Source organism: Halosimplex salinum, from assembly GCF_003730195.1.
GTDB classification, from domain to species: domain Archaea; phylum Halobacteriota; class Halobacteria; order Halobacteriales; family Haloarculaceae; genus Halosimplex; species Halosimplex salinum.
Genome location: NZ_QWGG01000003.1, coordinates 23,229 through 43,066 on the forward strand (window position 1 = coordinate 23,229; position 19,838 = coordinate 43,066).

Consider the following 19,838-nt stretch of genomic DNA (forward strand, 5'->3'; position numbering starts at 1 on the left):
CCAGGTCGAGCCCGGTGCCGGGCCGACGGGCTCCGGTGGAAAACGACTTAACGGGGCCGACCGTATCGTGGCACATGGTCGACAAGCCCACTTCGGGTTCGCTTTTCGGCATTCCGTACAACTTCGAACAGCCGAGCCTCAAGCGCATGCTCTCGACGTACTGGCAGCCCGGCGAGGGGATGCTCGTCGAGAAGCCCTTCGGCGTCGGCTACACGCTCAACCTCGCCAGCTGGCGCTCGTGGGTCGTCCTCGCCGTCGCCGGCGCCCTCTGGTGGCAACAGAGCCAGAGCGCCGGGAAAGCCGACTTCGACGCCGAGGACGAGGAGCCCGTCGAAGTCGTCGTCGAAGACTGACGGCGTGACACCCGGATTCTCTCGGTCCGCTCCGTGAGTAGCGGCCGCTCTCGGGCGATCGAACGGCACAGGATCCGCCGTCCACGGATCGCGTCCGACCCGACCCTTCGAACGCCGGTCCCCGAAACCAACGCACCTATGACGAATCGAGCGCAGTCCTCGCACATGACCATCCGGTTCGTCACGACCAACCCCGGGAAGGTGCGCGAGGCCCGGGAGTACCTCGCGGAGCCGGTCGAACAGCTCGATTTCGACACGCCGGAGATCCAGAGCGCCGACCTCGGCGCCATCGCCGCTCACAAGGCGCGAGCGGCGTACGAGTACGCCGACGGACCGGTGTTCGTCGACGACGCGGGGCTGTTCATCGACGCCTTCGACGGGTTCCCCGGCCCCTACTCCTCGTACGTCCACGACACCGTCGGCGTCGAGCGGGTCTGGCGACTCACGAGCGACGAGGAGGACCGCGCCGCAAGTTTCCGCGGTGTCGTCGCCTACTGCGACGGCGAGGAGTTCGAGGCCACACCCGAACCAGTCGACCGCGACGACCGCGACGAGGAGCGGTCTCCGAACGAGCGAGCGGGGAGCGAAGCGACCCGAGAGCGGCGCGGACAGGACCTCTCGGCCGACGACCGCGCGGCCGCGACGACCGACGAACAGGTCCGTTCCGGTGAGGAGGAGGAGACGCTGCCGGTCAAACTCTTCTACGGCGTCGTTCCCGGGGAGATCGTCGAGCCGCGAGGCGACGGCGGCTTCGGCTACGACCCGATCTTCGAGTACGACGACCGGACCTTCGCGGAGATGGACTCCGAGGAGAAAAACGCCGTCTCCCACCGCGGTCGCGCGCTCGCGAAGTTCGCCGACTGGCTCGCCGAGCGCGACACCGTCGAGTAGCGCCGCACCGGCCGTCGCCTCGCTCCCGCGCCGGCCGTCGCCTGCCTCCCGCCCCGAACCCGCTCGCCCGCTACGCCCGCGGGTCGCGGTCGGGGCCCGGGTACTCGCCGTCCTCGACGGCCCCGTACAGCGATTCCGGGTCGAACAGCGTCGCGAACGCCCGCGGCTGTTTGACGCTGGTCTCGACGCGCCCGCGGATCGCGGCGCCCGCCGCCGCGGACTGGAGTCCCTCCTCGAAGGTCAGGACGTGCATCGCGCCGCCGTGGAGCGCCGAGGCGAGCGCGGGGTGGTCGCCGTCGGGGTGGTCGACGGGGTCTCGAAGCGCCTCGACGCGCTCGCGCCAGTCCGCGGCGAGGTCGTCGTCCGCGAGTTCGGCGACCACCGCCTCGGCGTCGTCGAGGAGGGGCTCGCTGGCGACGAGCGTCACCCACGAATGAGCGCGGACGTGGTCGAGCGCGTCGCGAGCGGCCCCGCCGACGAGCAGGTCCGCGGCGAGCACGTCCGCGTCGGCGACCACCCGCGCTGGACTCGCGTCCGTCACGACTCCGCGCCTCCGTCGTCGGCCTCGTCGTCACCAGCGTCGCCGCTCGTCGCTCCGTCTCCGTCGCCGCCGTCGCCCGAGCGCCGCCGCGACACGGCCGTCTGAACGTCGTCGAGCGTCACGTCGTACTCGGCCGCCCGGTCGAACAGGTCGCCCCAGGACATGTCCGAACTGACGGCGCTAACGTGGGTAAAAGATGCGGGTCGACGCGACGCTGTCCATCGGTGGCGATTCGCGAAAACCGCAGGACCGCGGCGGCGTGTGCCGCTCGTCTGACGGGTTTTTAAATAAACAGGTCGCCCACCGTCGCGTGGGCGCGCAGCGACGGCCTCGTTTCCCATCCTCCCCACCGCGCGCCCCGATTCCAAGACGCCCCGCGGTCGCGCTCACCGGTGCGACCGCGTTTTCGAGACGGTTTGAACGCCCGGTCAGGCGGCGGCTTCCTCGCCGCGGAGGAACGCGCGGATCTCGGGGAGGTCTGCGGGCGCGGCCATCAGCGCCACGTTGTCCCCGGCCTCGATCTGCGTCTGCGGGAGCGGGATCTCCATCGGTTCGTCGATCCGCCCGTGCGCGTAGATGTGCGCCTCGCCCTGCAGGTCGACCTCGACGACCCGGCGGCCGACGAGCGGCGACCCCCCCGGGATGGTGACCGTCGCGACCGACAGCTCCTCGGTGAGGTCGGCGAGCACGTTGAAGTCACCGCCCAGGAGCGCGGTCTTGGCGCCGGCGGCGCCCAGTCGCTCCGGGTAGATGATATCGTCGACGTCCTCGGCGTACTTCTCGTAGATCTCCTGGCGGTAGTCCTCGTCGATGCGGAGCGCCGTCCGGAGTCCGTAGTGCTTCCCGAGCATGCACGCCGAGAAGTTGGTGTTCAGGTCGCCGGTCAGTGCGCCGACCGCGTCCGCGTCCCTGATGCCCGCTTTCTCCAGGACCGACTCCTCGCTGCCGTCCCCCTCGACGACGGTGAACCCCTCGGACTCGGCGCGCTCGACCTTCTTCGGGTCGTTGTCGACGATCACGAGGTCGTGACCCTCGCTCTGGAGGATCCGGGCCGTGCGCATCCCGACACGTCCGAATCCGACGATGACGAACTTCATACAGTCCGTAGAGCGTCCGTCCTCAAAACTGTACTCCCGGCTGGCGTCTCCCGCCGTCCGCCGCACGCGCTCGCACCCGCGCTCAGTGGTCCCGGATCGACCCCTCGCTGACCGGCGTCTCCGTGACGGCCTCGACGTCGCGGTCGTCGCTATCGGCGCTCCCCCCGGCGTCGGGCCCGTCGGCCTCGAACCGAGCGACGCCCACGCCAGCGATGGTCGCGAGCGTCACGACGACGACGGTCGAGACCACCGTGTTCGGAAGCGCGGCCGCGATAGACGCAAACGTCGGCGCGTCCGGGCCGGCGTTGGCGCTCGCGAGATACCACGTCACCGCTACCCAGGCGACTAGCAGTCCGCCCAGAGCGCCGGTCGCTATCGCGGCGACGAACCGGCGAGACGCCGCCGCCACCCCGGTCCAGCGGACCGCCAGCGCCCCCAGCGCGAGCCCGCCGCCGACGAGCGCCAGGTCGCCCGCGAGTTGGCCGGCCTGGAAGTACGTCGTCACGGTCGAACCGATGGTCCCGAACTGCGGAAGCCACGTCGGAACGCCGACGCTGTCGCCAGCGGCCATGGCGAGGTCACCCGCTGAGTCCAGCGCGTACCCGACCCCGGTGACGACGCTGGCGGCGAGTGCGAACGGGAGCAGTTCCCGCGTCGAAGGGGTTCGCTGGTCGCCCCCGCGGGCCGACGCGAGCGCGACGCCGGCGAGTGCACTGACGGTGAGGACGCCGGGGACCGCGACCAGCAGCGCCGCCACTACGAGCACGGACAGGAACGGACTCGAACCGGCCGACCCGCTCGCGACGACGACCCCCACGACCGTCAGGAGCAACGCCGTCGCACCGGCGGCGTAGACGACGCCGACGTACCGCAGGTACGTCCGACCGACGTCGTGGTGGCTCGCCTCCCGATATCCCAGTGCGAAGGCACCAGCGAGGACGGCGACGCGTCCGAGCGCGAGCGCCGTCTCACGGTAGGCCGTGGTCGTGACGGCTGGCGGCCCGAGGCTCGGGAGCCACGCGGGGATCGACCCGTCTGTCAACGCGATCGACGGGAAGAACAGCGACGCGACGGCGAGGACTGTCAGGACGGCCGGGAGGAGGACCGTGCGGACCGGGCGGCGCATAGCTACCGTTAGACCGACCGAGTGATAAAACGACGGTTCGTTCACAGGTTCCCGTGAGCCCCTTCTCGGGAGCGGTTCGGGCAGGTCGCCGCGTCCGTTGCACACAAGAACGACGGGGCCTATCGGTCACGTGTGAGCCGACAGATCACCGTCACCGGGATGAGTTGCGAGGGCTGTGAACAGTCCGTCGAGGACGCGCTCGAAGGCGTCTCGGGTGTCGAGGACGCGACGGCCGACCGCGAGTCCGAGACGGCGACCGTCGAGGGCGACGCCGACGAGGCGGCGCTGGTGCAGGCGGTCGAGGACGCCGGCTACGAGGCGTCGGCCTGACGCCCGCGGGACGACTGCGGGAAAACGGAACCGTACTGGTCAGTCGTTCAGCGCGATGGAGGCGAGCAGCGCCTCTAGCTGGATCCGCTCGTTCGCGCCGGCGGTGATCCGGTACTCGGTCTCGCCGATGCGGTCGAGCAGGCGGACCGCGGCCTCTTCCTCCAGGTCGAACTCCCACACCGAGCGGTGGAGCTGGTCGATCACGTCGCCGCCGGCGATGCCCTCCTCGGTCAGCAACCGGTCGAGCGTCGAGCGCGCGGCGGTGAAGTCGCCGTCCAGCGCCTCGACCACCATCTCCCGTATCTCCTCGGGACGGGCGGTCGAGGTGAGCGCGTAGACGGCCTCCTCGTCGACCACGTCGCCGGTCACCGAGGCGGCCTGCAGGGCGTTGATCGCCTTGCGCATGTCGCCGTCGGCGGCGTAGACGAGCGCGTCGATGCCCTCCTCGGTGAGTTCGATCCCCTCCTCGCTCGCGATGTGGCGCATCTCCTCGGCGACCGCCTCGTCCGAGAGCGGCGAGAAGCGGAAGACGGCACACCGCGACTGGATCGGGTCGATGATCTGGCTGGAGTAGTTACACGAGAGGATGAAGCGGACGTTGTTCGAGAACTGCTCCATCGTCCGGCGGAGCGCCGACTGCGCGTCGCTCGTCAGCGCGTCGGCCTCGTCGAGGAAGATGATGCGGTAGTTGTACCCGCCGAAGGAGGTGCGCGCGAAGCTCTTGATGCGGTCGCGCACCACGTCGATCCCGCGCTCGTCGGAGGCGTTGAGTTCGAGGAAGTTCTCCCCCCAGTCGTCGCCGTAGAGCTCTCGCGCGATGGCCGTGGCCGAAGTGGTCTTCCCGATACCGGCCGGGCCGCTGAACAGCATGTGCGACAGGTCGTCGCGGTCGACGTAGCTCTGGAGGCGCTCGACGATGTCCTCCTGTCCGACGATCTCGTCGAGTCGCTGGGGACGGTACTTCTCGATCCAGACTTCCTCCCGACCCGCCCGCGACCCGGACTCCGTGTCGGCCTCGCTCATGCCCGGACGGAGGCGACGGCCGTCCGTAAACCTACCGAGTGGCGACCGACTCGCGCCCCGGACGCGGCGTGGGGCCACCGCCGAACGTCCCGTGACGACACGCTCAAGCCCGCCCGTCCCGATCTCCGGGTATGCGCGTCACGGTCGCCGTCGCCGGTGAGGACACACGCGAAGTCGAGGTCGAGGAGGGGGCCACCTACGCCGACCTGCTCGACCCGCTTCCGTACAGCACCCACGAGGTGTCGGTGCTCGTCGACGGCCGCCCCGTCCCCGAGGACGCCCCCGTCGAGACCGAAGAAGTGGAAGTGCTGCGGCTGGTGAAGGGCGGATGAGTCGGTCCGTCCCGCGCGGTCCCGTGAGTCCGCGCCAGCGAGTCGCCCGGTACGACCACGTTTTTGACGTGTGGCCCGCAATCCAGAGGCGATGAGTGGCTCACAGCCCGCGCCGGAGTTCGAGTTACCCAACGTCGGGCCGGGGCCGGACCCGTGTTCGCTGGCGACGCTCGCCGACAGGGAGTCGTTCGTCGTCCTCTTCTTCCACCACGACGACGACTGCCCGGAGTGTCGCTCGCAGGCCAAACGCGCGGGCGAGCGGTTCTCGGCTCTCCGAGCCCGCGACGCCGTCGCCGTCTCCGTCCTCCCGGCGGCCCGCGAGCGCGTCGAGGAGTGGCAGGAGCGCTTCGAGTTGCCCCACCCACTCCTCGTCGACCCCGACGCGACCGCCGGCGGCGACTACGGCCAGCCCGCGCGACTCACGTTCCTCGAAGAACTCCCGATATTCGGCCGCCTCCCCGCGGTTGCCATCGTCGACGCGCGCGGGCCCGACCCGGAAGTCGCCTGGACCTACCGCGGCAAGTCGACGTGGGACCACCCCTCGATGACGACCGTCCTCGACGCGCTCGACGGGGTCGCGGAGTGACTGGGCGAGAGCGATGCCCCACGACGTGACCGTTCGCCCGGCGACGGGCGAGGACCTGACGGGGATTCTCGGCGTGCTCGACGCCGGCGCGCTCGCGACGGACGCCGACCGCGTCCGCGCGAGCATCGACCGCGGCGACGCGTTCGTCGCGGTTCGGAGCGATGCCGACGGCGAGCCAGCCACGATCCTCGGCGCACTGGTCCTCGTGGATGCCGCCGGAGCGGAGCGCTCCGACGGCACCGCCGAGATCGACGCCGTCGCCGTCCGACGAGGGCGGCGCGGACAGGGGATCGGGCGAGCGCTCGTCCGGGCGGCCGGCGAGCGATACGACCGACTCGTCGCCGAGTTCGACGCGGGCGTGCGACCGTTCTACGAGAACCTGGGGTTCACCGTGCGGGCCGTCGACGGCGAGGAGCGGTTCCGCGGCTCCATAGACTGCGAGGAGCGGTGACAGCGGGCGCCGCCAGTTCGCTGGACCGAGAGCGAGCGTTCATGACCTTCGAGACGAAACCAGCGGTCGATGAGTCATCCGCTCGCTGCCCCGGAGTTCCTGCTCGCGAACGCCGGATCGGGGCCGGACCCGTGTTCGCTCGCGGCGCTCGGGGACGCCGACTTCGTCGTCCTCGTCTTCCTCCGGGACTTCCACTGCGACTGGTGTCGCAAGCAGGTGCGGACGCTGACCGACCGGGACGAGGATTTCCGGGCGCGGAACGCGGCCGTCGCGGCGGTCCTCCCCGAACCCGCCGAGCGCGCCCGCCAGTGGGTCGACAGGTACGACCCGCCGTTCCCGCTGCTCACCGACCCGGACGGGACGGTCTGTGACGCCTACGACCAGCCGAGACAGCTCGCCGGGCTCGGGACCGCGAACGACTTCCTCGGCCGCCTCCCCGCGATGTTCGTCCTCGACGTGCGCGGCGACGAGCCGCGGTTCGCCTGGGCGCACAGGGGCGACTCGCCGCGGGACCGACCCGACGCGGACGAGGTGTGCGCGAAACTCGACGCGCTCCGCGGCTGACCGGGACCGCGAGAACTGCCGACTCGGCCTAGACGAGCGGCTCGACCAGCCCGCGCCCGGCGTCGAGCAGTTCGTCCGCCCGCTCCTGCGAGCCCGCTTCGGCGTAGACGCGGAGTTTCGGCTCCGTGCCGCTGGGCCGCATCAGGAGCCAGGTGCCGTCGGCGAGGAACACTTTGAACCCGTCGACGGTGGAGACGGACTCGACGGCCGACCCGGCGAGTTCGTCGGGTAGCGCGTCCTCCAGATCCGCGAGGACGGCGTCCTTGCGGTCGTCCGGGCAGTCGACGCTGACGCGGTCCTGTACGATGTCGCCGTGGCGGTCGAGCAGGGCGGCGACGCGCTCGTCGTAGCCGGTGTCGGCCGCGATGGCCGCTGCGAGGAGCGCGACGGCGACGCCGTCCTTGTTCCTGACGTGCGCGGTCAGGCCGAACCCGCCGCTCTCCTCGCCGCCCACCAGCGCGTCGTGCTCGCCCATCGCCTCGGCGACCCACTTGAACCCGACCGCCGTCTCGTGGACGGCCGCCCCGTGGGCCTCGGCGACGCGGTCGACGATACTGCTCGTCGAGACCGTCCGAACCACGTCGTCGCTGGTCACTTCGTCGGCCGACCAGAACTCGCCGTCGAGCAGCGCGTCGTAGGTCGCGGCGAAGAAGAGGTTCGGGTCGAGGACGCCCCGCCCGGACGTGACGACGGCCACCCGGTCGGCGTCGCCGTCGTTCGCGACACCGAGGTCGGCGTCGGTCTCGGCGACGCGGTCTGCGAGCGGTCCGAGGCGTTCGCCGGAGGGTTCGGGTGACTCGCCGCCGAACTCGGGGTCGCGGTCACAGCGGCGCCGCTCCACGTCGGCGCCGGCGCCTTCGAGGATGGCGTCGGTCACGCCGCGGCCGCTCCCGTGCATCGCGTCGTAGACGACAGAGACCCCGGAGAGGTCGGCGTCGACGGCGTCGACGACGTGGTCGGTGTAGGGACTCACGAGGTCCGTCTCCTCGACGGTCCCCCACTCGTCCTCGGGGAGCGGGTCGGGTTCGGCGAGACGGTCGGCCAGCGCGTCGGTCACCTCGGGGAGGGCGGGGGCGCCGCCGGCGGGGATGAACTTCACGCCGTTGTACTCGGGGGGGTTGTGCGAGGCGGTGATCATCAGCCCGCCGGCGAGGCCGCGCTCGCGGACCGTCCAGGCGACGACCGGCGTCGGCAGGTCGCGTTCGGGGACGAGCACGTTGAAGCCGTTGGCGGCGAACACGCGGGCGAGTTCCTCGGCGAACTCCGGGGAGGTGTCGCGAGCGTCGTAGCCGACCGCGACCGTCGGCGTCTCGCCGCCGGTGGACTCGTCCGCTCGCTCCTCGCGCAGGTAGGTCGCGACGGCCTGGCCGACCATGCGCACGCGCGGGGTCGTGAAGGTGTCCAGCGTGGCCCGCCAGCCGTCGGTGCCGAACTCGATGGCGTCGGCGTCTGCTGTCATGTCCGAAGGCACCGCCGCCGAGCGGAAAAAGGTGTGTGCGTGGTGTGCTACCACGGTTTTTCGCGGGGCGAGGCGGCCCGTCGCTCACCGCACGTCGTCGGCCAGGAGCGACGCGGGGAGTTCGAGCGACGCGGGCACGCCGCCGTCGGCGAGGAGCCGTTCTTTCTCCGGCCGCGAGCGCTGTTTGATCGCGTACTCGCGGGACATCGCTGCCGACTGCGAGTCGAACCCCTCGACGTGGACGAGTTCCACGGGCGTGCGCCCGCGGGTGTACTTGGCGCCGTCGCCGGCGTCGTGTTCGCGGACGCGGCGCTCGACGTCCGTGGTGTAGCCGGTGTAGAACGTGCCGTCGCCACACCGCAGGACGTACACGAAGTAGTCGGGGTCCTGGGTCCGCAGGTCGGTCATCGGGCTGTACGGGGACTACGCTTCGGGAGCGCGCTCTCTCGCGACTTCGGCGATGCCCGCGTTCGCCGAGCAGCTGGGACAGGCGTGAACCTGCCCGGTCTCGTCGGCGAAGACGCGAGCGAACTGGTCGGAGACGTGCGCGCTGCAGTGGTCACAGGTTGGCATTCGTTTGGTCCGGCTGTCAACCGGTACCAGCCCCTTCGAATGCCCCGGATATAACGAGTGTACCAACGCTGTTTGGTGTCACCCGTGTAACCGGGACAGGAGCGCCAGCGCGGGCGTCTAGCGGTCACCGTTCGGCCCTCGCGTCGTCGATCCGACGGGCGATCAGCCCGGCCTGTGCACCGGCGGTGAAGCCGGCGTCGACGTTGACGACCGACAGCGCGGTACAGGACTGGAGCATCCCCGAGAGGGCCGCCTCGCCCTCGCCCGCGTGGCCGTAGCCCGTCGACACCGGGAGACCGACGATCGGCACGTCGACGAGCCCGGCGAGGACGGTCGGGAGCGCTCCCTCTCGACCGGCGGCGACGACGAGCACGTCCTGCTCGCGGAGGGTCTCGAGCGAATCCACCACGCGCGCGAGCGAGGCCACGCCCACGTCGTCGACGCGCTCGACGGTCGCGCCCATCTCCCGGGCGATGGCCGCCGCCTCCCCCGCCGGAATCGCGTCGGAGGTACCCGCCGTCACGACGCCGACGCTGGCATCGAGGGAGGGCCGTTCGAACTCGGGCGTCGTCGCCACGACGACGCCCGACCGGTCGTCGGCGTCGACGGTCGTCTCGGGGTGCTCCGTCGAGAGCACGTCGCGGACGGCCTCGGCGACCGCCTCGTCGGCACGCGTCACGATCGCTCGACCAGTGGTCTCGACCGACGTCGACGCCAGCGCGGCGACCTCCGCCGGGGTCTTGCCGGTCGCCAGCACCGCCTCGGGGACGCCGCTCCGGGTGGTCCGCGCGGCGTCGAACCGACCGGCCTCCCCGGTCGCGTAGCCCGCGAGTTCAGCTTCCGCCGCCGCGGGGGAGAGTTCCCCCGCCGCGACCGCTTCGAGTAGTTCGCGCATACCCCCGCTCCGTGTTCGACCCACTTGACCGTCCCCCTCCCGACCGGCTCCGGGCCGGGGCGCGTTCGGACCTCCCGCAGCGCGCGCGAGCGGTCCCTGCCGCCCGCTGGCCCCGTTTTCGAGCCGTTCTAGCACGAATCCTGCCAAAAAATACTTAAACCCACGTCGTTCGCAAGCGCCGTGTTGGCCGGAGCGGCGCTTAGACCCCCATCAAAGCCGGCGAGACTGCGTATAATTGGGAAAGTTTATAAACCATCCATTTGTTCAACCGTCTTGTATGGCAGACCTCATTGTCAAGAACTCGGTCAAGGAAGCGCTCGAAGACATGAACGTCTCTCGCGACTTTTACGACGCCCTCGACGGGGAAGTCGAAGAACTGCTCGACCGCGCACAGCGCCGAGCCGAAGCGAACGACCGGAAGACGGTCCAGCCGCGCGACCTGTAAGGTCGACGACCTTCAGACTTTTTCGGGGGAATGGCGTCACGGCTCGAACACAGTGACGTCAGTCTCCGTTCCGACGTGAACCTCGTCGGCGAAGCCGACGAACAGCCCGTGCTCCACGACGCCCGGGAGTGCCGACAGGTCCGCCGCCAGCCCGGACGGGTCCGGCATCGCACCGAAATCGCAGTCGAGCACGAGGTTCCCGTTGTCCGAGACGACGGGGCCGCTCTTGCGGTCCGCCCGGCGGAGTTCCGGCTGGCCGCCGAGGCGGCGGACGGCGTCGGCGACGGTCGCCCTGGCGTCCGGGAGCACCTCGAGCGGGACCGGGTGGTCGAGTACGTCCACCTCTTTGGTCGGGTCCGCGACGACGAGCAGTCGGTCGGCGGCGGCGTCGACGATCTTCTCGCGCGCGTGTGCGCCACCGCCGCCTTTCACGAGGTCCGCGTCGGCGAACTGGTCGGCGCCGTCGATCGCCACGTCCACGTCGGCCTCGTCGAGCGTCGTCAGCGGGATCCCCTCGTCGATCGCGATCTCGCGTGCCTGGAAGGAGGTCGGGACGCCCTCGACGTCGAGTCCGGCGTCGACCTCGCGGCCCAGCGCACGGATGGCGTGAGCCGCGGTGCTCCCGCTCCCCAGTCCGACGACCGTCCCGTCCTCGACGACGTCCGCCGCACTCTCGCCCGCGCGGCGCTTGGCCGCCTCGCGCTCGCTCTGGTTCATACCCCAGCCATGACCGCCCCCCGGCAAAACGCTACTGGGACCCGCCGTCGGACCCCGGCCCCGCCACTCCACCCCCGAGCCGGTACGGTCGTCCCCTCGCGACGCACCCGCGACGTACCCTGAAGTAGCTCCGGCGGGGAACGACGAACATGGGAGACGACTGCACGTACTGCGGGGCGGACGTGACGGCCCACGACCCGCTGTACCTCGAAGACCGCGACGGCCCGGTCGGGCAGTTCTGCAACTACGCGTGCCTGACGGAACACGTAGAGCGGGAAGGCCTCGTCGTCGGCGACGCCTGCGAGTGGTCGCCCGACGCGGAGGGCTGTTGACCACCGACGAGTCCGACCCGACGAGTTGTTGCGACGAACGTTCGATTACGGTGGTTGCGACGAACGTTCGATCACGCCCGATGTGGGTGCGCGTTCCCCGCCGATTATACGTCCTATTACATCTGGATTCACACGACTGTTTACTCTCTACCGAGTTTCACATCCGCGTGAATTCCTACCAACCGTGTGAATAACGGACTCACGCGGACGGACGTACGTCCTTATATTATCAAGTCAGAATAATAGGAACGCTTAAACCGGGCGAAAATGTGTAGTCCGATAATGGCAACACAGCAGTACACCGGCGTCGGGGCGTATCGGTGTCCCGACTGCGACGGCGAGATCGCGTTCGAGCACCAGGCGTGGGAGTGCGAGGACTGCGGGTACGCCCCGCGACACGGCGCCGACTGACCGGCCGCCCGGCCCGATCGAATCGACACCCGCGGTACGCGGCGAATCGACGACCGCTGTCAGGCACTCGCTTTTCCCCGGCGGTCGACCCCACTGGGGGTTCGAGCGTCACCGTCGACGGCCGAGTTTTTTGGTCCCCTCCCCCGACTCAAAGGTATGTTCGGAACCAGCGGCGTCCGGGGACCGGTCGGCGAAGACGTGACTGCCGAGCTCGCGCTGTCGGTCGGCCGCGCCGTCGGCGTCGACGCCGACCGCGTCGTCGTCGGCCGCGACGCCCGCGAGAGCGGGCACCTCCTCGCCGACGCGCTGACCGCCGGCCTCCGGGAGTCCGGCGTCGACGTCGTCGACCTCGGGCTGGCGGCCACGCCGACCGTCGCGCGGAGCGTCGGGTGGGAGGACGCCGACGCCGGCGTCGCGATCACCGCCTCGCACAACCCCGCCCCCGACAACGGCATCAAGCTCTGGCAGCCCTCTGGACAGGCCTACGACGCCGAGCTACGCGAGCGTATCAGCGCCCGGGTCCGCGACGACGAGGCGGACCTCCAGCCGTGGGACGGGCTGGGCGACCGGGAGCCTCGTGACGGCACCGAGCGCCACGTCGACGCGCTCGTCGACGCGGTCGACCTCGACGACTCGCTCTCGGTGGTCGTCGACCTCGGCAACGGCGCCGGCGGCGTCACGGTCGAGGCCCTCCAGCGCCTCGGCTGCGAGGTCGAGACGCTCAACGCCCAGCCCGATGGTTCGTTCCCCGGTCGGCCGAGCGAGCCCACGCCCGAGAACTGCGAGTCGCTCGCGACGCTCGTGGGGGAGACCGACGCCGACCTCGGGATCGCTCACGACGGGGACGCCGACCGGATGCGGTGCGTCGCCGCCGACGGCACGTACCTCTCCGGCGACGTGACCCTCGCCCTGCTCGCCCGCGAGACCGCGACCGACGGCGACCGCGTCGCCGCGCCGGTCGACACCAGCCTCGCCGTCGACGACCACCTCGCCGACGCCGGCGTGACCGTCGAGCGCACCCCCGTCGGTGACGTGTACGTCGCCGAGCGCGCGAGCGAGCCCGGCGTCGCCTTCGGCGGCGAGCCGAGCGGCGCGTGGATCTGGCCCGCGGAGACGCTCTGTCCCGACGGGCCGCTCGCCGCCTGCAAGATCGCCGCGCTGGCGGCCGAGCGCCCGCTCGCCGCGCGACTCGCCGACGTCGACACCTACCCGATCCGCCGGGACTCCGTCGAGACCGACGAGAAGGCGGCCGTGATGGAGCGGGTGAGCGAACGCGTCCGCGCGGAGTACGACGACGTGACGACGCTGGACGGCGTCCGCGTCGACCTGGGCGACGCCTGGTTCCTCCTGCGGGCAAGCGGCACGCAACCGATCGTCCGCATCACCGCCGAAGCCCGCGACGCCGAGCGCGCCGAGAGCGTGTTCGACGAGGCGCGGGACCTGCTGGTCGCTGAAGTCGACGGATAACGGGACGGCACGTCGCCGGCGCTACCAGGTGACCGAACAGGAGAACCGTCCCGGCGGCGTCTCGGGCATCCCCCCCGGATCCCGCCAGGCCGTCTCCCCCCGAAAATTTCGCGACGATACAGGACCCTAGCCGCGACGGGTCGAGCGCGCCTCTCGGACGTCGGCCCCGTCGCGGATCTTGTCCTCACACTGAGGACAGACGCGCGGCGACTCGACTCCGTTGGGCGTGAACACCCGTGCGTAGTCTGCCGTAACGAAGGACCCGCAGTTCTGGCATTCCGGCATACGTTAGTGCTGTTCGAGTACTGGACCTTAATGGTTGGTGATTTGGTAGTAGCGTGCACACGCCATCGACGCCCGGTCTGACGGCGTCAGCGTCGGATTCGCCGCCCGGCATCTCCGGTTTCGCCGAGGGGTACTAGCAGAACAGATGTCCGTCAACAGAGAACATCTGGTCGGCTATAGGGAACGTCGTTCTGACAGTCGGTGTCTCCGCTGTCCGAGCACTGGCGAACATCGGTGGCCACGTCGGGCCCATCGGGAGTCGGCCGGTCGTTCTCGAGACCTCGTCCGCACCGCTTCGCGGTCTCCGGTCGGCCGGGCGGCCGCGCGGCCGGGACGTTCCGACGGAGAGCGGTACGATTATAACCGAGAGACGGGTGACACACGACAACCGGAACCCGTCTCCCGGCTCGTTCGCATGGACAGAGATCTCCCCACACTCACGCGCCCGCTGGTCGTCCGTCTCTGCGTGGTCGCCCTCGTCGCGGCACTGCTCGTGCCCTCCGCGGTCTCGGCGTTCACGCACGAACCGATCGAGCTCCAGCGGGGGACGATAGACGAGCCCGCGAACGGCACCACCGTGATCGCCGTCCAGGGGTTCAAAGGACGGGGTCAGAACAGTTCGAAGAAGCCCGCGCGACTCGTCGCGGTCGGACCCGAGGGCGACCTCGAGTGGAACTACGAGCCCCAGAGCGACGTAACGTGGTTCTACGACGTCGACCCGCTGGACGACGGGACCCTGCTCGTCGTCGGCGCCCGCCGCGACGGCACGACCGTCTTCAAGTACGACCCCGCGACCGGCGAGCGGGTGTGGACCGAGCGCCTCGACACCCACGACACCCACGACGTCGACCTGATCAACGGCGACGAGTTGCTCGTCGCGGACATGCGCAACTACAACGAGACGAGCGAGCGCAACGAGGACCGGATCTTCGTCTACAACCGCACGACCGACGAGACGGTGTGGGAGTACGAGTTCGAGCGCATCTACGACCGCGACGACGGCGGCGGCTACACCGGCGACTGGACCCACGTCAACGACGTCGACAAACTCGGGGACGGTCGCTACATGGCCTCGCCGCGCAACATGGACGAGGTGGTCGTGATCGACCGCGAGAGCAAGGACGTCGAACTCTCGCTGGGCACGCCCGGCGACCACAGCGTCATCTACGAACAGCACAACCCCGACTACCTCGAGAGCGAGGACGGCACGCCGACGGTCCTCGTCGCCGACAGCGAGAACGACCGCGTCGTCGAGTACGAACTGGCGAACGGGACTGGCCGCGACGCCACCTGGAACCGAACCTGGAACCTCGGCGTCGACGGCAACCTCAACTGGCCGCGCGACGCCGACCGCCTCCCCGACGGCAACACCCTCGTCACCGACTCGCTCAACCACCGCGTGATGGAGGTCACTCCCGAGGGCGAGGTCGTCTGGGAGTACTACGCTCCGTGGGGCACCTACGAGGCCGAACGGATGAACCTGGGCGACGAACCCGGCGGCCCGACGGTCGCCGACCAGAACGCGACCGGCGGGTACGGCCTGAACGGGAGCGCCGCGCTCACGCCCGGCGCGACCGACCGCGCGACCTTCGCCGACTGGGTCTCCGGCACGTTCGCCGGGACGCCCCTCTCCGGCCAGGCCGACTGGTTCGCAGAGCGCTGGGCGCACATCGCCCCGTGGATCCGCCCGGTGTGGATGAACCCCTGGGCGTTCGTCTCCGCCATCGGCGCCGGCCTCCTGACCATCGGCTGGGTCGGCGGCGAAGCCGTCTACCACCGCCGCTGGATCCGCGAGCGCCTCCGCGCCGGCTACGACCGCCTGCGGTCCACTGGCGAGCAACCGCCCGCCGACTCCGACGACTGACCGCCCCCGACTCCCGAAAGCATTTGTCGACGCGTCGAAAGTATCTGTCGTGAAGGAGATCGGTCGACGCCGCGCGCTCGGTGTCCTCGGGAGCGCACTCGCCGGCGGCTGTGTGTCAGGATTCGGGTCCTCCAGTGGGCCTCGCCGGCAGACGGTGAAGTCGCTCGAGTGGACCGTCGAGGACGGACCGGCGGCGGTGACGGCCGACCCCGACGGCGCCCCCACGCCCGATTCGTGGCCGATGGCCGGCTACGACCCCGCCGGGACCGCGGCCGCGCCGGCCGAGAACGCGCCCGACGAGTTCCCACTCGAGCGGACGTGGTCGGAGTCGACCGGAGATAACCTGCCCACGACGCCCGCTGTCGCCGGAGGGACGCTCCTCGTCTCGACCACGCACGAGGACTCGGCGCTGTTCGCGTACGACCCCGCAGACGGGACCGAACGGTGGTCGACGACGAGCGGTCGGGTCGGCGGGGTGGCGCCCGCCATCGCCGGGGATACCGCGTTCGTCTCTCGAAACGAGGAGGAGTCCGGCGAGTACCTCGACGCGGTCGCCCTCTCGGACGGCGAGCGCCGGTGGCGCCGAGCACTGCCTTCGTCGATGCCGGTCCCGCCGGTAGTCGCGGAGGACACCGTTTTCACCGGCCACGGACTCGACGCGACCGTCCTCGCGGTCGACGCCGAGTCGGGGGACCTCGGCGTACGACTCGCGCTCTCGGAGCCCAGTACGGGGATCCGTTGCGTTGCGGTGGCCAACGGTCGCGCGTACGTCGGCGCGGCGGGGTCGAACACCGACTACGATAACCTCGGATGGCTCTTCGCCCTCGACCCGACCGCGGGCGCGGTGGAGTGGGTCTATCCGGCGGGCGCACCGGTGGCGGACCTCGCGGTCCGGGACGGCACCGTCTACCTGACCGACGGTAACGAGGTCAGCGCGCTCGACGCGGACGACGGCGAGGTCGAGTGGACCGCCCGGGACGACGTCGACCTCGGCCGCGACGGCCGCCTCGCGGTCACCGAGGACGCCGTCCTCGTCGGAGAGAGCGAGCGGACGCTCGGGCTTGACGCGTCGTCAGGCGAGACTACGTGGACCGCTCCCGTCGGTGGGTCGGACGTGCTCGCGTGCGCCGGCGAGACGGTCTTCGCCGCCGGCCCAGTGAGGGACAGCGACTCGTGGGCGCTCGTGGCGTTCGCGGTCGACGACGGACGTGAGCGCCTGTGGCAGGACCTCGCCGCGCGGCCGACCGGCGGGACTGTCGCCGACGGGGCGGTCTTTCTCGTGACCGAATTCGGGACGGTCCACCGCTTCGGCGCCGGTGACGAATCCGGAAGTGTCCCGGAAAGTCGGTGACTCCAGTCGCCGGTCCACGGCTGTCCCAGCCCGAGCGGGCCGCTCAGGGTAGGCAGACTGCTCGAAGCAATCGACGACCCCGCCCTCAGAACTCGGCCTCGACCGACCCGTCCTCGGAGAGGTCGACGACGCCGTCGAACCGCGCCCGGAGGTCCGCCAGTTCCGCGTCGTCGTGGACGCCCTTCGCGAGGTGGAACAGCCCGACGGCGTCGTGTTCGTCGAGCAGTTCGAGGATGGCGTCGACCGCTTCGCCCGCCCGTTCGGCGTTGGAGTAGTAGATCATCTCCGTCACCGAGTCGAGGCTGACCCGCCGTTTCCCGTCGGTGGATTCGAGGAACGCTCGCGTCTCCTCGACGATCCCGTCCAGGTCGTCCGGCGCGGAGACGTACTTGACGTTCTCGGACTGGCGGCGCGTGTAGCCCCGTTCGACCGACAGCGCGTCGAGGATGGTCGCCCGGTCCTCGTCCACCTCGTAGTGTTCGAGCTTCTGGCGTACCTCCCGGGCGGTCGTCCGCGTCGAGATGACCAGCATGTGGTCGGTGTCCGTGCTCAGAAAGTCCGTGTCGATGCGGTCTGTCTCGCCCGTGCTCGGATGCACGAGGAGGATCCCGGTGCCACCCGGCACCGTGTCCGGCGTGTTGTCGATGGCGAGGCGGTAATCCATATCCCATGAGGCGGCTGGAGTCGCCTTAAGCCTGCGGGACCGGATCCCATCTTTTTCGCCGGGAGATTTCCTCGGTCGCTCCGCTCCCTGCGGGAACCCCCCGGCCAAAAACATGGGTGAAAAAGGCCGCCTCCGGGGGCTTCGCCCCCTCCGGCGGTGAAACACCTCGCTTCGCTCGGCGTATGCCAGCGACACTGCCCTCACACCACAACCGCAGTCGGCATTCGCGCGAACGCGGTGAGCGCGATTCACCGAACCCGAGCGGAGCGAGGGTTCGGATTTTTTCACCCATGTTTTTGCCGTGAGGGTGCCCGCAGCGAACGAAGTGAGCGAGGACACCCGAGCGGGAAAAAGATGGTCTAGAAGACAGAGTCCGCGGTCGCGGCGCCGACGACGCTGAAGATGGCGCCGACGCCGACGGCGCGGGCGGTCACCGCGGCCCGCTCGGCCATCGGGAGGTCGCCGAGGAAGGAACTGGGCGCGGTCAGCGTGAGCGCGAGGATGGCGACCGAACCGTAGGAGACCAGCATGAGCGAGACGAAGCGGATGGGGATGCCGACCACCTCGGCCTCGCTGTCCGGGTCGCGGTCGTCGTCGGCCTCGTAGAGGGCGCCGTAGCCGATGCCGAAGACGATGGCCACAGTCACCGCGGCGTGACCCCAGCCCATGTTCGTGGCCAGGCCCCACACCTCCTCGGTGACGACGAACGGCCCGGCGAGCAGGAACCCGCCGACGACCTGCTGGGCCGAGTCGGCGAGCCTGTAGCGCGGCGCCCGTGCCATGACCGAAGAATTTTCGGGTATCGACAAAACGCTGGCGTTTCCGGGGACGGCGGCGACGGACCGGTCAGTTCGTCGCGACCGAGCGCGGTCCGCTGGTAGTCGAGGCCACCAGCGACGCGACCACGAACGAACCGGCGAACAGCGGGACGAAGTACAGCACCTGCGTGAGCGGGTCCGGCGGTGAGACCGTCGCCCCGACGAGGAAGGCGACCACGACCGCCATCGAGTACGCCCCGGCCAGTCGCTCGCGGCGCGTGGGTGGGTACTCTCTCGGCCCGGAGTCGCCGCGGACGAACCGCACGTACCAGTAGTGGACGACACCGAGGACCACGAACATGTAGAGGAACACGTCGAACGTCGACGACCCTTTCGCCCGCGCCTCGCAGTGCGCCCAGTAGGCGAGCACGAACGGCTGGGCGAGGACGACGAGCGCGGTCAGCCCGACGGCGACCGCTGCCAGCGGCCGGTCGACGAGCAACGAGGAGAGTTGCACGACGCGTCCTACCCCGTCATCGAATATATTTCTTGTCACACGGTAGACGCGGGTGGAGGGGGCGACGTGGTGGGGGCGACTGTCGACACAGAACCGTTTTCATCGCGCCGGTCCACCCGTCGATCATGAGCGTCAGCGAGGAGTTCGACGAGTGGGCGCGGGACGGACGCGACGAGGGCATGGAGGAGCGCCACTGGCGCACCGCCAAGCACGCCCTGTCGCGGATGCCCGTCGAGGAGGGTGAGACGGTGCTCGACCTGGGCTCTGGGAGCGGCTACGCCGGGCGCGCTCTCAGGGAGACGAACGACGCCGCTCGGTCCTACGGCCTCGACGCCTCGCCGCAGATGGCCCGCAACGCCCGCGACTACACCGACGACCCGCGATCGGGGTTCCTGAACGGCGACTTCGAACACCTGCCGTTCGCCGACGACAGCGTCGACCACTGCTGGTCGATGGAGGCGTTCTTCTACGCACGCGACCCCGACGCCGTGCTCGACGAACTGACCCGGGTGCTCCGCCCGGGCGGGACGTTCTACTGTGCGGTGAACTACTGGGAGGAGAGCGTCCACACGCACAGGTGGGAGGAACTGGTCGACGTGCCGATGGTCCGCTGGACCGAACGGGAGTACCGCGAACGGTTCCGAGCAGCGGGGTTCCACGTCGCCGGGCAGGACCGGATCCCCGACACGGAGACGGAGATCCCGCCGGCCGACGCGTTCCCGACCGAGGAGTTCGAGACCCGCGAGGCGATGGTCGAGCGCTACCGCGAGCACGGCACTCTGCTGACGGTCGGAGTGGTCCCGTAG

At 70.2% G+C, this 19,838-nt stretch carries 28 protein-coding genes; 14 read left to right on the top strand and 14 right to left on the bottom strand.

Annotation, left to right across the window (positions count from 1 at the left end; all coding sequences use genetic code 11):
* Positions 1–74: 74 nt before the first annotated feature.
* Both D1409_RS08410 and D1409_RS08415 read left to right on the top strand, forming a co-directional pair.
* Complete coding sequence (locus D1409_RS08410) at positions 75–353, top strand: DUF5808 domain-containing protein (RefSeq protein WP_123536048.1); 279 nt, start codon at positions 75–77, stop codon at positions 351–353.
* Positions 354–518: 165 nt separating this feature from the next.
* Positions 519–1,244, top strand: a complete 726-nt coding sequence (locus D1409_RS08415) for a non-canonical purine NTP pyrophosphatase (protein WP_123536050.1) — start codon at positions 519–521, stop codon at positions 1,242–1,244.
* A 70-nt stretch (positions 1,245–1,314) separates the two neighbouring features.
* Here the strand turns inward: D1409_RS08415 and D1409_RS08420 are convergent, their stop codons facing one another.
* The 4 genes from D1409_RS08420 to D1409_RS08430 form a co-directional block, all read right to left on the bottom strand.
* On the bottom strand, positions 1,315–1,785 hold the full coding sequence (locus D1409_RS08420) for a DUF7384 family protein (RefSeq protein WP_123536053.1): 471 nt from the start codon (positions 1,783–1,785) through the stop codon (positions 1,315–1,317).
* Positions 1,782–1,949 (bottom strand): hypothetical protein, encoded by a 168-nt coding sequence (locus D1409_RS24405; protein ID WP_164471609.1) that lies wholly within the window; start codon positions 1,947–1,949, stop codon positions 1,782–1,784. The genes D1409_RS08420 and D1409_RS24405 overlap by 4 nt, the downstream gene beginning before the upstream one ends.
* Positions 1,950–2,213: 264 nt before the next feature.
* The gene (locus D1409_RS08425; protein WP_123536055.1) at positions 2,214–2,882 is read right to left on the bottom strand and encodes a potassium channel family protein; all 669 of its coding nucleotides are present in this window, start codon (positions 2,880–2,882) and stop codon (positions 2,214–2,216) included.
* An 82-nt stretch (positions 2,883–2,964) separates the two neighbouring features.
* Complete coding sequence (locus D1409_RS08430) at positions 2,965–4,008, bottom strand: hypothetical protein (RefSeq protein WP_123536057.1); 1,044 nt, start codon at positions 4,006–4,008, stop codon at positions 2,965–2,967.
* A gap of 132 nt (positions 4,009–4,140) precedes the next feature.
* Between D1409_RS08430 and D1409_RS08435 the strand changes: the two genes are divergently transcribed.
* Positions 4,141–4,338: a heavy-metal-associated domain-containing protein gene (locus D1409_RS08435; RefSeq protein WP_123536059.1), complete on the top strand. Its 198-nt coding sequence runs from the start codon at positions 4,141–4,143 to the stop codon at positions 4,336–4,338.
* Between the two features lie 39 nt (positions 4,339–4,377).
* On the opposite strand, the gene D1409_RS08440 is transcribed toward D1409_RS08435, so the two are convergent.
* Entirely contained in the window at positions 4,378–5,361 is a 984-nt protein-coding gene (locus tag D1409_RS08440; RefSeq protein WP_123536060.1) for a replication factor C small subunit, read from the bottom strand.
* Between the two features lie 131 nt (positions 5,362–5,492).
* On the opposite strand from D1409_RS08440, the gene samp2 reads away from it, so the two are divergent.
* From samp2 to D1409_RS08460, 4 genes are all read left to right on the top strand, one after another.
* A complete protein-coding gene (samp2, locus tag D1409_RS08445; RefSeq protein ID WP_123536062.1) occupies positions 5,493–5,693 on the top strand; it encodes a ubiquitin-like small modifier protein SAMP2 in 201 nt (66 codons plus the stop codon).
* Between the two features lie 91 nt (positions 5,694–5,784).
* Positions 5,785–6,279, top strand: coding sequence for a redoxin domain-containing protein (locus tag D1409_RS08450; protein WP_123536064.1), 495 nt, complete (start codon positions 5,785–5,787; stop codon positions 6,277–6,279).
* Between the two features lie 13 nt (positions 6,280–6,292).
* Positions 6,293–6,730, top strand: coding sequence for a GNAT family N-acetyltransferase (locus D1409_RS08455; RefSeq protein ID WP_235853531.1), 438 nt, complete (start codon positions 6,293–6,295; stop codon positions 6,728–6,730).
* Between the two features lie 69 nt (positions 6,731–6,799).
* Positions 6,800–7,294, top strand: coding sequence for a peroxiredoxin family protein (locus tag D1409_RS08460; RefSeq protein WP_123536066.1), 495 nt, complete (start codon positions 6,800–6,802; stop codon positions 7,292–7,294).
* Between the two features lie 28 nt (positions 7,295–7,322).
* Here the strand turns inward: D1409_RS08460 and D1409_RS08465 are convergent, their stop codons facing one another.
* The 4 genes from D1409_RS08465 to larB form a co-directional block, all read right to left on the bottom strand.
* Positions 7,323–8,753 (bottom strand): phosphoglucomutase/phosphomannomutase family protein, encoded by a 1,431-nt coding sequence (locus tag D1409_RS08465; protein WP_123536069.1) that lies wholly within the window; start codon positions 8,751–8,753, stop codon positions 7,323–7,325.
* Positions 8,754–8,837: 84 nt separating this feature from the next.
* Entirely contained in the window at positions 8,838–9,161 is a 324-nt protein-coding gene (locus D1409_RS08470) for a GIY-YIG nuclease family protein (RefSeq protein WP_206425015.1), read from the bottom strand.
* A gap of 15 nt (positions 9,162–9,176) precedes the next feature.
* On the bottom strand, positions 9,177–9,326 hold the full coding sequence (locus D1409_RS24410; protein ID WP_164471613.1) for a DUF7563 family protein: 150 nt from the start codon (positions 9,324–9,326) through the stop codon (positions 9,177–9,179).
* A 124-nt stretch (positions 9,327–9,450) separates the two neighbouring features.
* The gene (gene larB, locus D1409_RS08475) at positions 9,451–10,221 is read right to left on the bottom strand and encodes a nickel pincer cofactor biosynthesis protein LarB (protein WP_123536071.1); all 771 of its coding nucleotides are present in this window, start codon (positions 10,219–10,221) and stop codon (positions 9,451–9,453) included.
* Between the two features lie 277 nt (positions 10,222–10,498).
* Here larB and D1409_RS08480 point away from each other — a divergent pair, with 277 nt between their 5' ends.
* A complete protein-coding gene (locus D1409_RS08480; protein ID WP_123536073.1) occupies positions 10,499–10,666 on the top strand; it encodes a DUF1931 domain-containing protein in 168 nt (55 codons plus the stop codon).
* Positions 10,667–10,702: 36 nt separating this feature from the next.
* Here D1409_RS08480 and rpiA read toward each other — a convergent pair whose 3' ends face one another.
* Positions 10,703–11,383, bottom strand: a complete 681-nt coding sequence (gene rpiA / locus D1409_RS08485; protein WP_123536075.1) for a ribose-5-phosphate isomerase RpiA — start codon at positions 11,381–11,383, stop codon at positions 10,703–10,705.
* A 149-nt stretch (positions 11,384–11,532) separates the two neighbouring features.
* On the opposite strand from rpiA, the gene D1409_RS08490 reads away from it, so the two are divergent.
* The 3 genes from D1409_RS08490 (at position 11,533) to glmM (ending at position 13,593) form a co-directional block, all read left to right on the top strand.
* On the top strand, positions 11,533–11,715 hold the full coding sequence (locus tag D1409_RS08490) for an eL24 family ribosomal protein (protein WP_123536077.1): 183 nt from the start codon (positions 11,533–11,535) through the stop codon (positions 11,713–11,715).
* A gap of 282 nt (positions 11,716–11,997) precedes the next feature.
* On the top strand, positions 11,998–12,126 hold the full coding sequence (locus D1409_RS25555; RefSeq protein WP_268895816.1) for a hypothetical protein: 129 nt from the start codon (positions 11,998–12,000) through the stop codon (positions 12,124–12,126).
* A gap of 156 nt (positions 12,127–12,282) precedes the next feature.
* On the top strand, positions 12,283–13,593 hold the full coding sequence (glmM, locus tag D1409_RS08495; RefSeq protein ID WP_123536079.1) for a phosphoglucosamine mutase: 1,311 nt from the start codon (positions 12,283–12,285) through the stop codon (positions 13,591–13,593).
* 126 nt (positions 13,594–13,719) lie between these two features.
* Here glmM and D1409_RS25815 read toward each other — a convergent pair whose 3' ends face one another.
* Positions 13,720–13,878, bottom strand: coding sequence for a DUF7563 family protein (locus D1409_RS25815; protein ID WP_006883194.1), 159 nt, complete (start codon positions 13,876–13,878; stop codon positions 13,720–13,722).
* 415 nt (positions 13,879–14,293) lie between these two features.
* Here D1409_RS25815 and D1409_RS08500 point away from each other — a divergent pair, with 415 nt between their 5' ends.
* Both D1409_RS08500 and D1409_RS08505 read left to right on the top strand, forming a co-directional pair.
* Positions 14,294–15,742, top strand: coding sequence for an aryl-sulfate sulfotransferase (locus D1409_RS08500; RefSeq protein ID WP_123536081.1), 1,449 nt, complete (start codon positions 14,294–14,296; stop codon positions 15,740–15,742).
* Between the two features lie 49 nt (positions 15,743–15,791).
* Complete coding sequence (locus D1409_RS08505; protein ID WP_123536083.1) at positions 15,792–17,093, top strand: PQQ-binding-like beta-propeller repeat protein; 1,302 nt, start codon at positions 15,792–15,794, stop codon at positions 17,091–17,093.
* 85 nt (positions 17,094–17,178) lie between these two features.
* Here D1409_RS08505 and D1409_RS08510 read toward each other — a convergent pair whose 3' ends face one another.
* From D1409_RS08510 to D1409_RS08520, 3 genes are all read right to left on the bottom strand, one after another.
* On the bottom strand, positions 17,179–17,757 hold the full coding sequence (locus D1409_RS08510; protein ID WP_123536085.1) for a DUF7090 family protein: 579 nt from the start codon (positions 17,755–17,757) through the stop codon (positions 17,179–17,181).
* A gap of 359 nt (positions 17,758–18,116) precedes the next feature.
* Positions 18,117–18,539 carry a DUF2391 domain-containing protein gene (locus D1409_RS08515; RefSeq protein WP_123536087.1) on the bottom strand — a complete coding sequence of 141 codons (423 nt, stop codon included), beginning with the start codon at positions 18,537–18,539 and terminating at the stop codon, positions 18,117–18,119.
* A 64-nt stretch (positions 18,540–18,603) separates the two neighbouring features.
* Entirely contained in the window at positions 18,604–19,032 is a 429-nt protein-coding gene (locus tag D1409_RS08520; protein WP_123536089.1) for a hypothetical protein, read from the bottom strand.
* 125 nt (positions 19,033–19,157) lie between these two features.
* Between D1409_RS08520 and D1409_RS08525 the strand changes: the two genes are divergently transcribed.
* Positions 19,158–19,838, top strand: a complete 681-nt coding sequence (locus tag D1409_RS08525; protein WP_123536091.1) for a class I SAM-dependent methyltransferase — start codon at positions 19,158–19,160, stop codon at positions 19,836–19,838.

Excerpts from the sequence above, each read along its gene's own strand:
- D1409_RS08410 (WP_123536048.1), top strand. The coding sequence starts at position 75 with ATGGTCGACAAGCCCACTTCGGGTTCGCTTTTCGGCATTCCGTACAAC.
- D1409_RS08415 (WP_123536050.1), top strand. The coding sequence starts at position 519 with ATGACCATCCGGTTCGTCACGACCAACCCCGGGAAGGTGCGCGAGGCC.
- D1409_RS24405 (WP_164471609.1), bottom strand. The coding sequence starts at position 1,949 with ATGTCCTGGGGCGACCTGTTCGACCGGGCGGCCGAGTACGACGTGACG.
- D1409_RS08425 (WP_123536055.1), bottom strand. The coding sequence starts at position 2,882 with ATGAAGTTCGTCATCGTCGGATTCGGACGTGTCGGGATGCGCACGGCC.
- D1409_RS08430 (WP_123536057.1), bottom strand. The coding sequence starts at position 4,008 with ATGCGCCGCCCGGTCCGCACGGTCCTCCTCCCGGCCGTCCTGACAGTC.
- D1409_RS08440 (WP_123536060.1), bottom strand. The coding sequence starts at position 5,361 with ATGAGCGAGGCCGACACGGAGTCCGGGTCGCGGGCGGGTCGGGAGGAA.
- samp2 (WP_123536062.1), top strand. The coding sequence starts at position 5,493 with ATGCGCGTCACGGTCGCCGTCGCCGGTGAGGACACACGCGAAGTCGAG.
- D1409_RS08450 (WP_123536064.1), top strand. The coding sequence starts at position 5,785 with ATGAGTGGCTCACAGCCCGCGCCGGAGTTCGAGTTACCCAACGTCGGG.
- D1409_RS08455 (WP_235853531.1), top strand. The coding sequence starts at position 6,293 with ATGCCCCACGACGTGACCGTTCGCCCGGCGACGGGCGAGGACCTGACG.
- D1409_RS08460 (WP_123536066.1), top strand. The coding sequence starts at position 6,800 with ATGAGTCATCCGCTCGCTGCCCCGGAGTTCCTGCTCGCGAACGCCGGA.
- D1409_RS08465 (WP_123536069.1), bottom strand. The coding sequence starts at position 8,753 with ATGACAGCAGACGCCGACGCCATCGAGTTCGGCACCGACGGCTGGCGG.
- D1409_RS08470 (WP_206425015.1), bottom strand. The coding sequence starts at position 9,161 with ATGACCGACCTGCGGACCCAGGACCCCGACTACTTCGTGTACGTCCTG.
- D1409_RS24410 (WP_164471613.1), bottom strand. The coding sequence starts at position 9,326 with ATGCCAACCTGTGACCACTGCAGCGCGCACGTCTCCGACCAGTTCGCT.
- larB (WP_123536071.1), bottom strand. The coding sequence starts at position 10,221 with ATGCGCGAACTACTCGAAGCGGTCGCGGCGGGGGAACTCTCCCCCGCG.
- D1409_RS08480 (WP_123536073.1), top strand. The coding sequence starts at position 10,499 with ATGGCAGACCTCATTGTCAAGAACTCGGTCAAGGAAGCGCTCGAAGAC.
- rpiA (WP_123536075.1), bottom strand. The coding sequence starts at position 11,383 with ATGAACCAGAGCGAGCGCGAGGCGGCCAAGCGCCGCGCGGGCGAGAGT.
- D1409_RS08490 (WP_123536077.1), top strand. The coding sequence starts at position 11,533 with ATGGGAGACGACTGCACGTACTGCGGGGCGGACGTGACGGCCCACGAC.
- D1409_RS25555 (WP_268895816.1), top strand. The coding sequence starts at position 11,998 with ATGGCAACACAGCAGTACACCGGCGTCGGGGCGTATCGGTGTCCCGAC.
- glmM (WP_123536079.1), top strand. The coding sequence starts at position 12,283 with ATGTTCGGAACCAGCGGCGTCCGGGGACCGGTCGGCGAAGACGTGACT.
- D1409_RS25815 (WP_006883194.1), bottom strand. The coding sequence starts at position 13,878 with ATGCCGGAATGCCAGAACTGCGGGTCCTTCGTTACGGCAGACTACGCA.
- D1409_RS08500 (WP_123536081.1), top strand. The coding sequence starts at position 14,294 with ATGGACAGAGATCTCCCCACACTCACGCGCCCGCTGGTCGTCCGTCTC.
- D1409_RS08510 (WP_123536085.1), bottom strand. The coding sequence starts at position 17,757 with ATGGATTACCGCCTCGCCATCGACAACACGCCGGACACGGTGCCGGGT.
- D1409_RS08515 (WP_123536087.1), bottom strand. The coding sequence starts at position 18,539 with ATGGCACGGGCGCCGCGCTACAGGCTCGCCGACTCGGCCCAGCAGGTC.
- D1409_RS08525 (WP_123536091.1), top strand. The coding sequence starts at position 19,158 with ATGAGCGTCAGCGAGGAGTTCGACGAGTGGGCGCGGGACGGACGCGAC.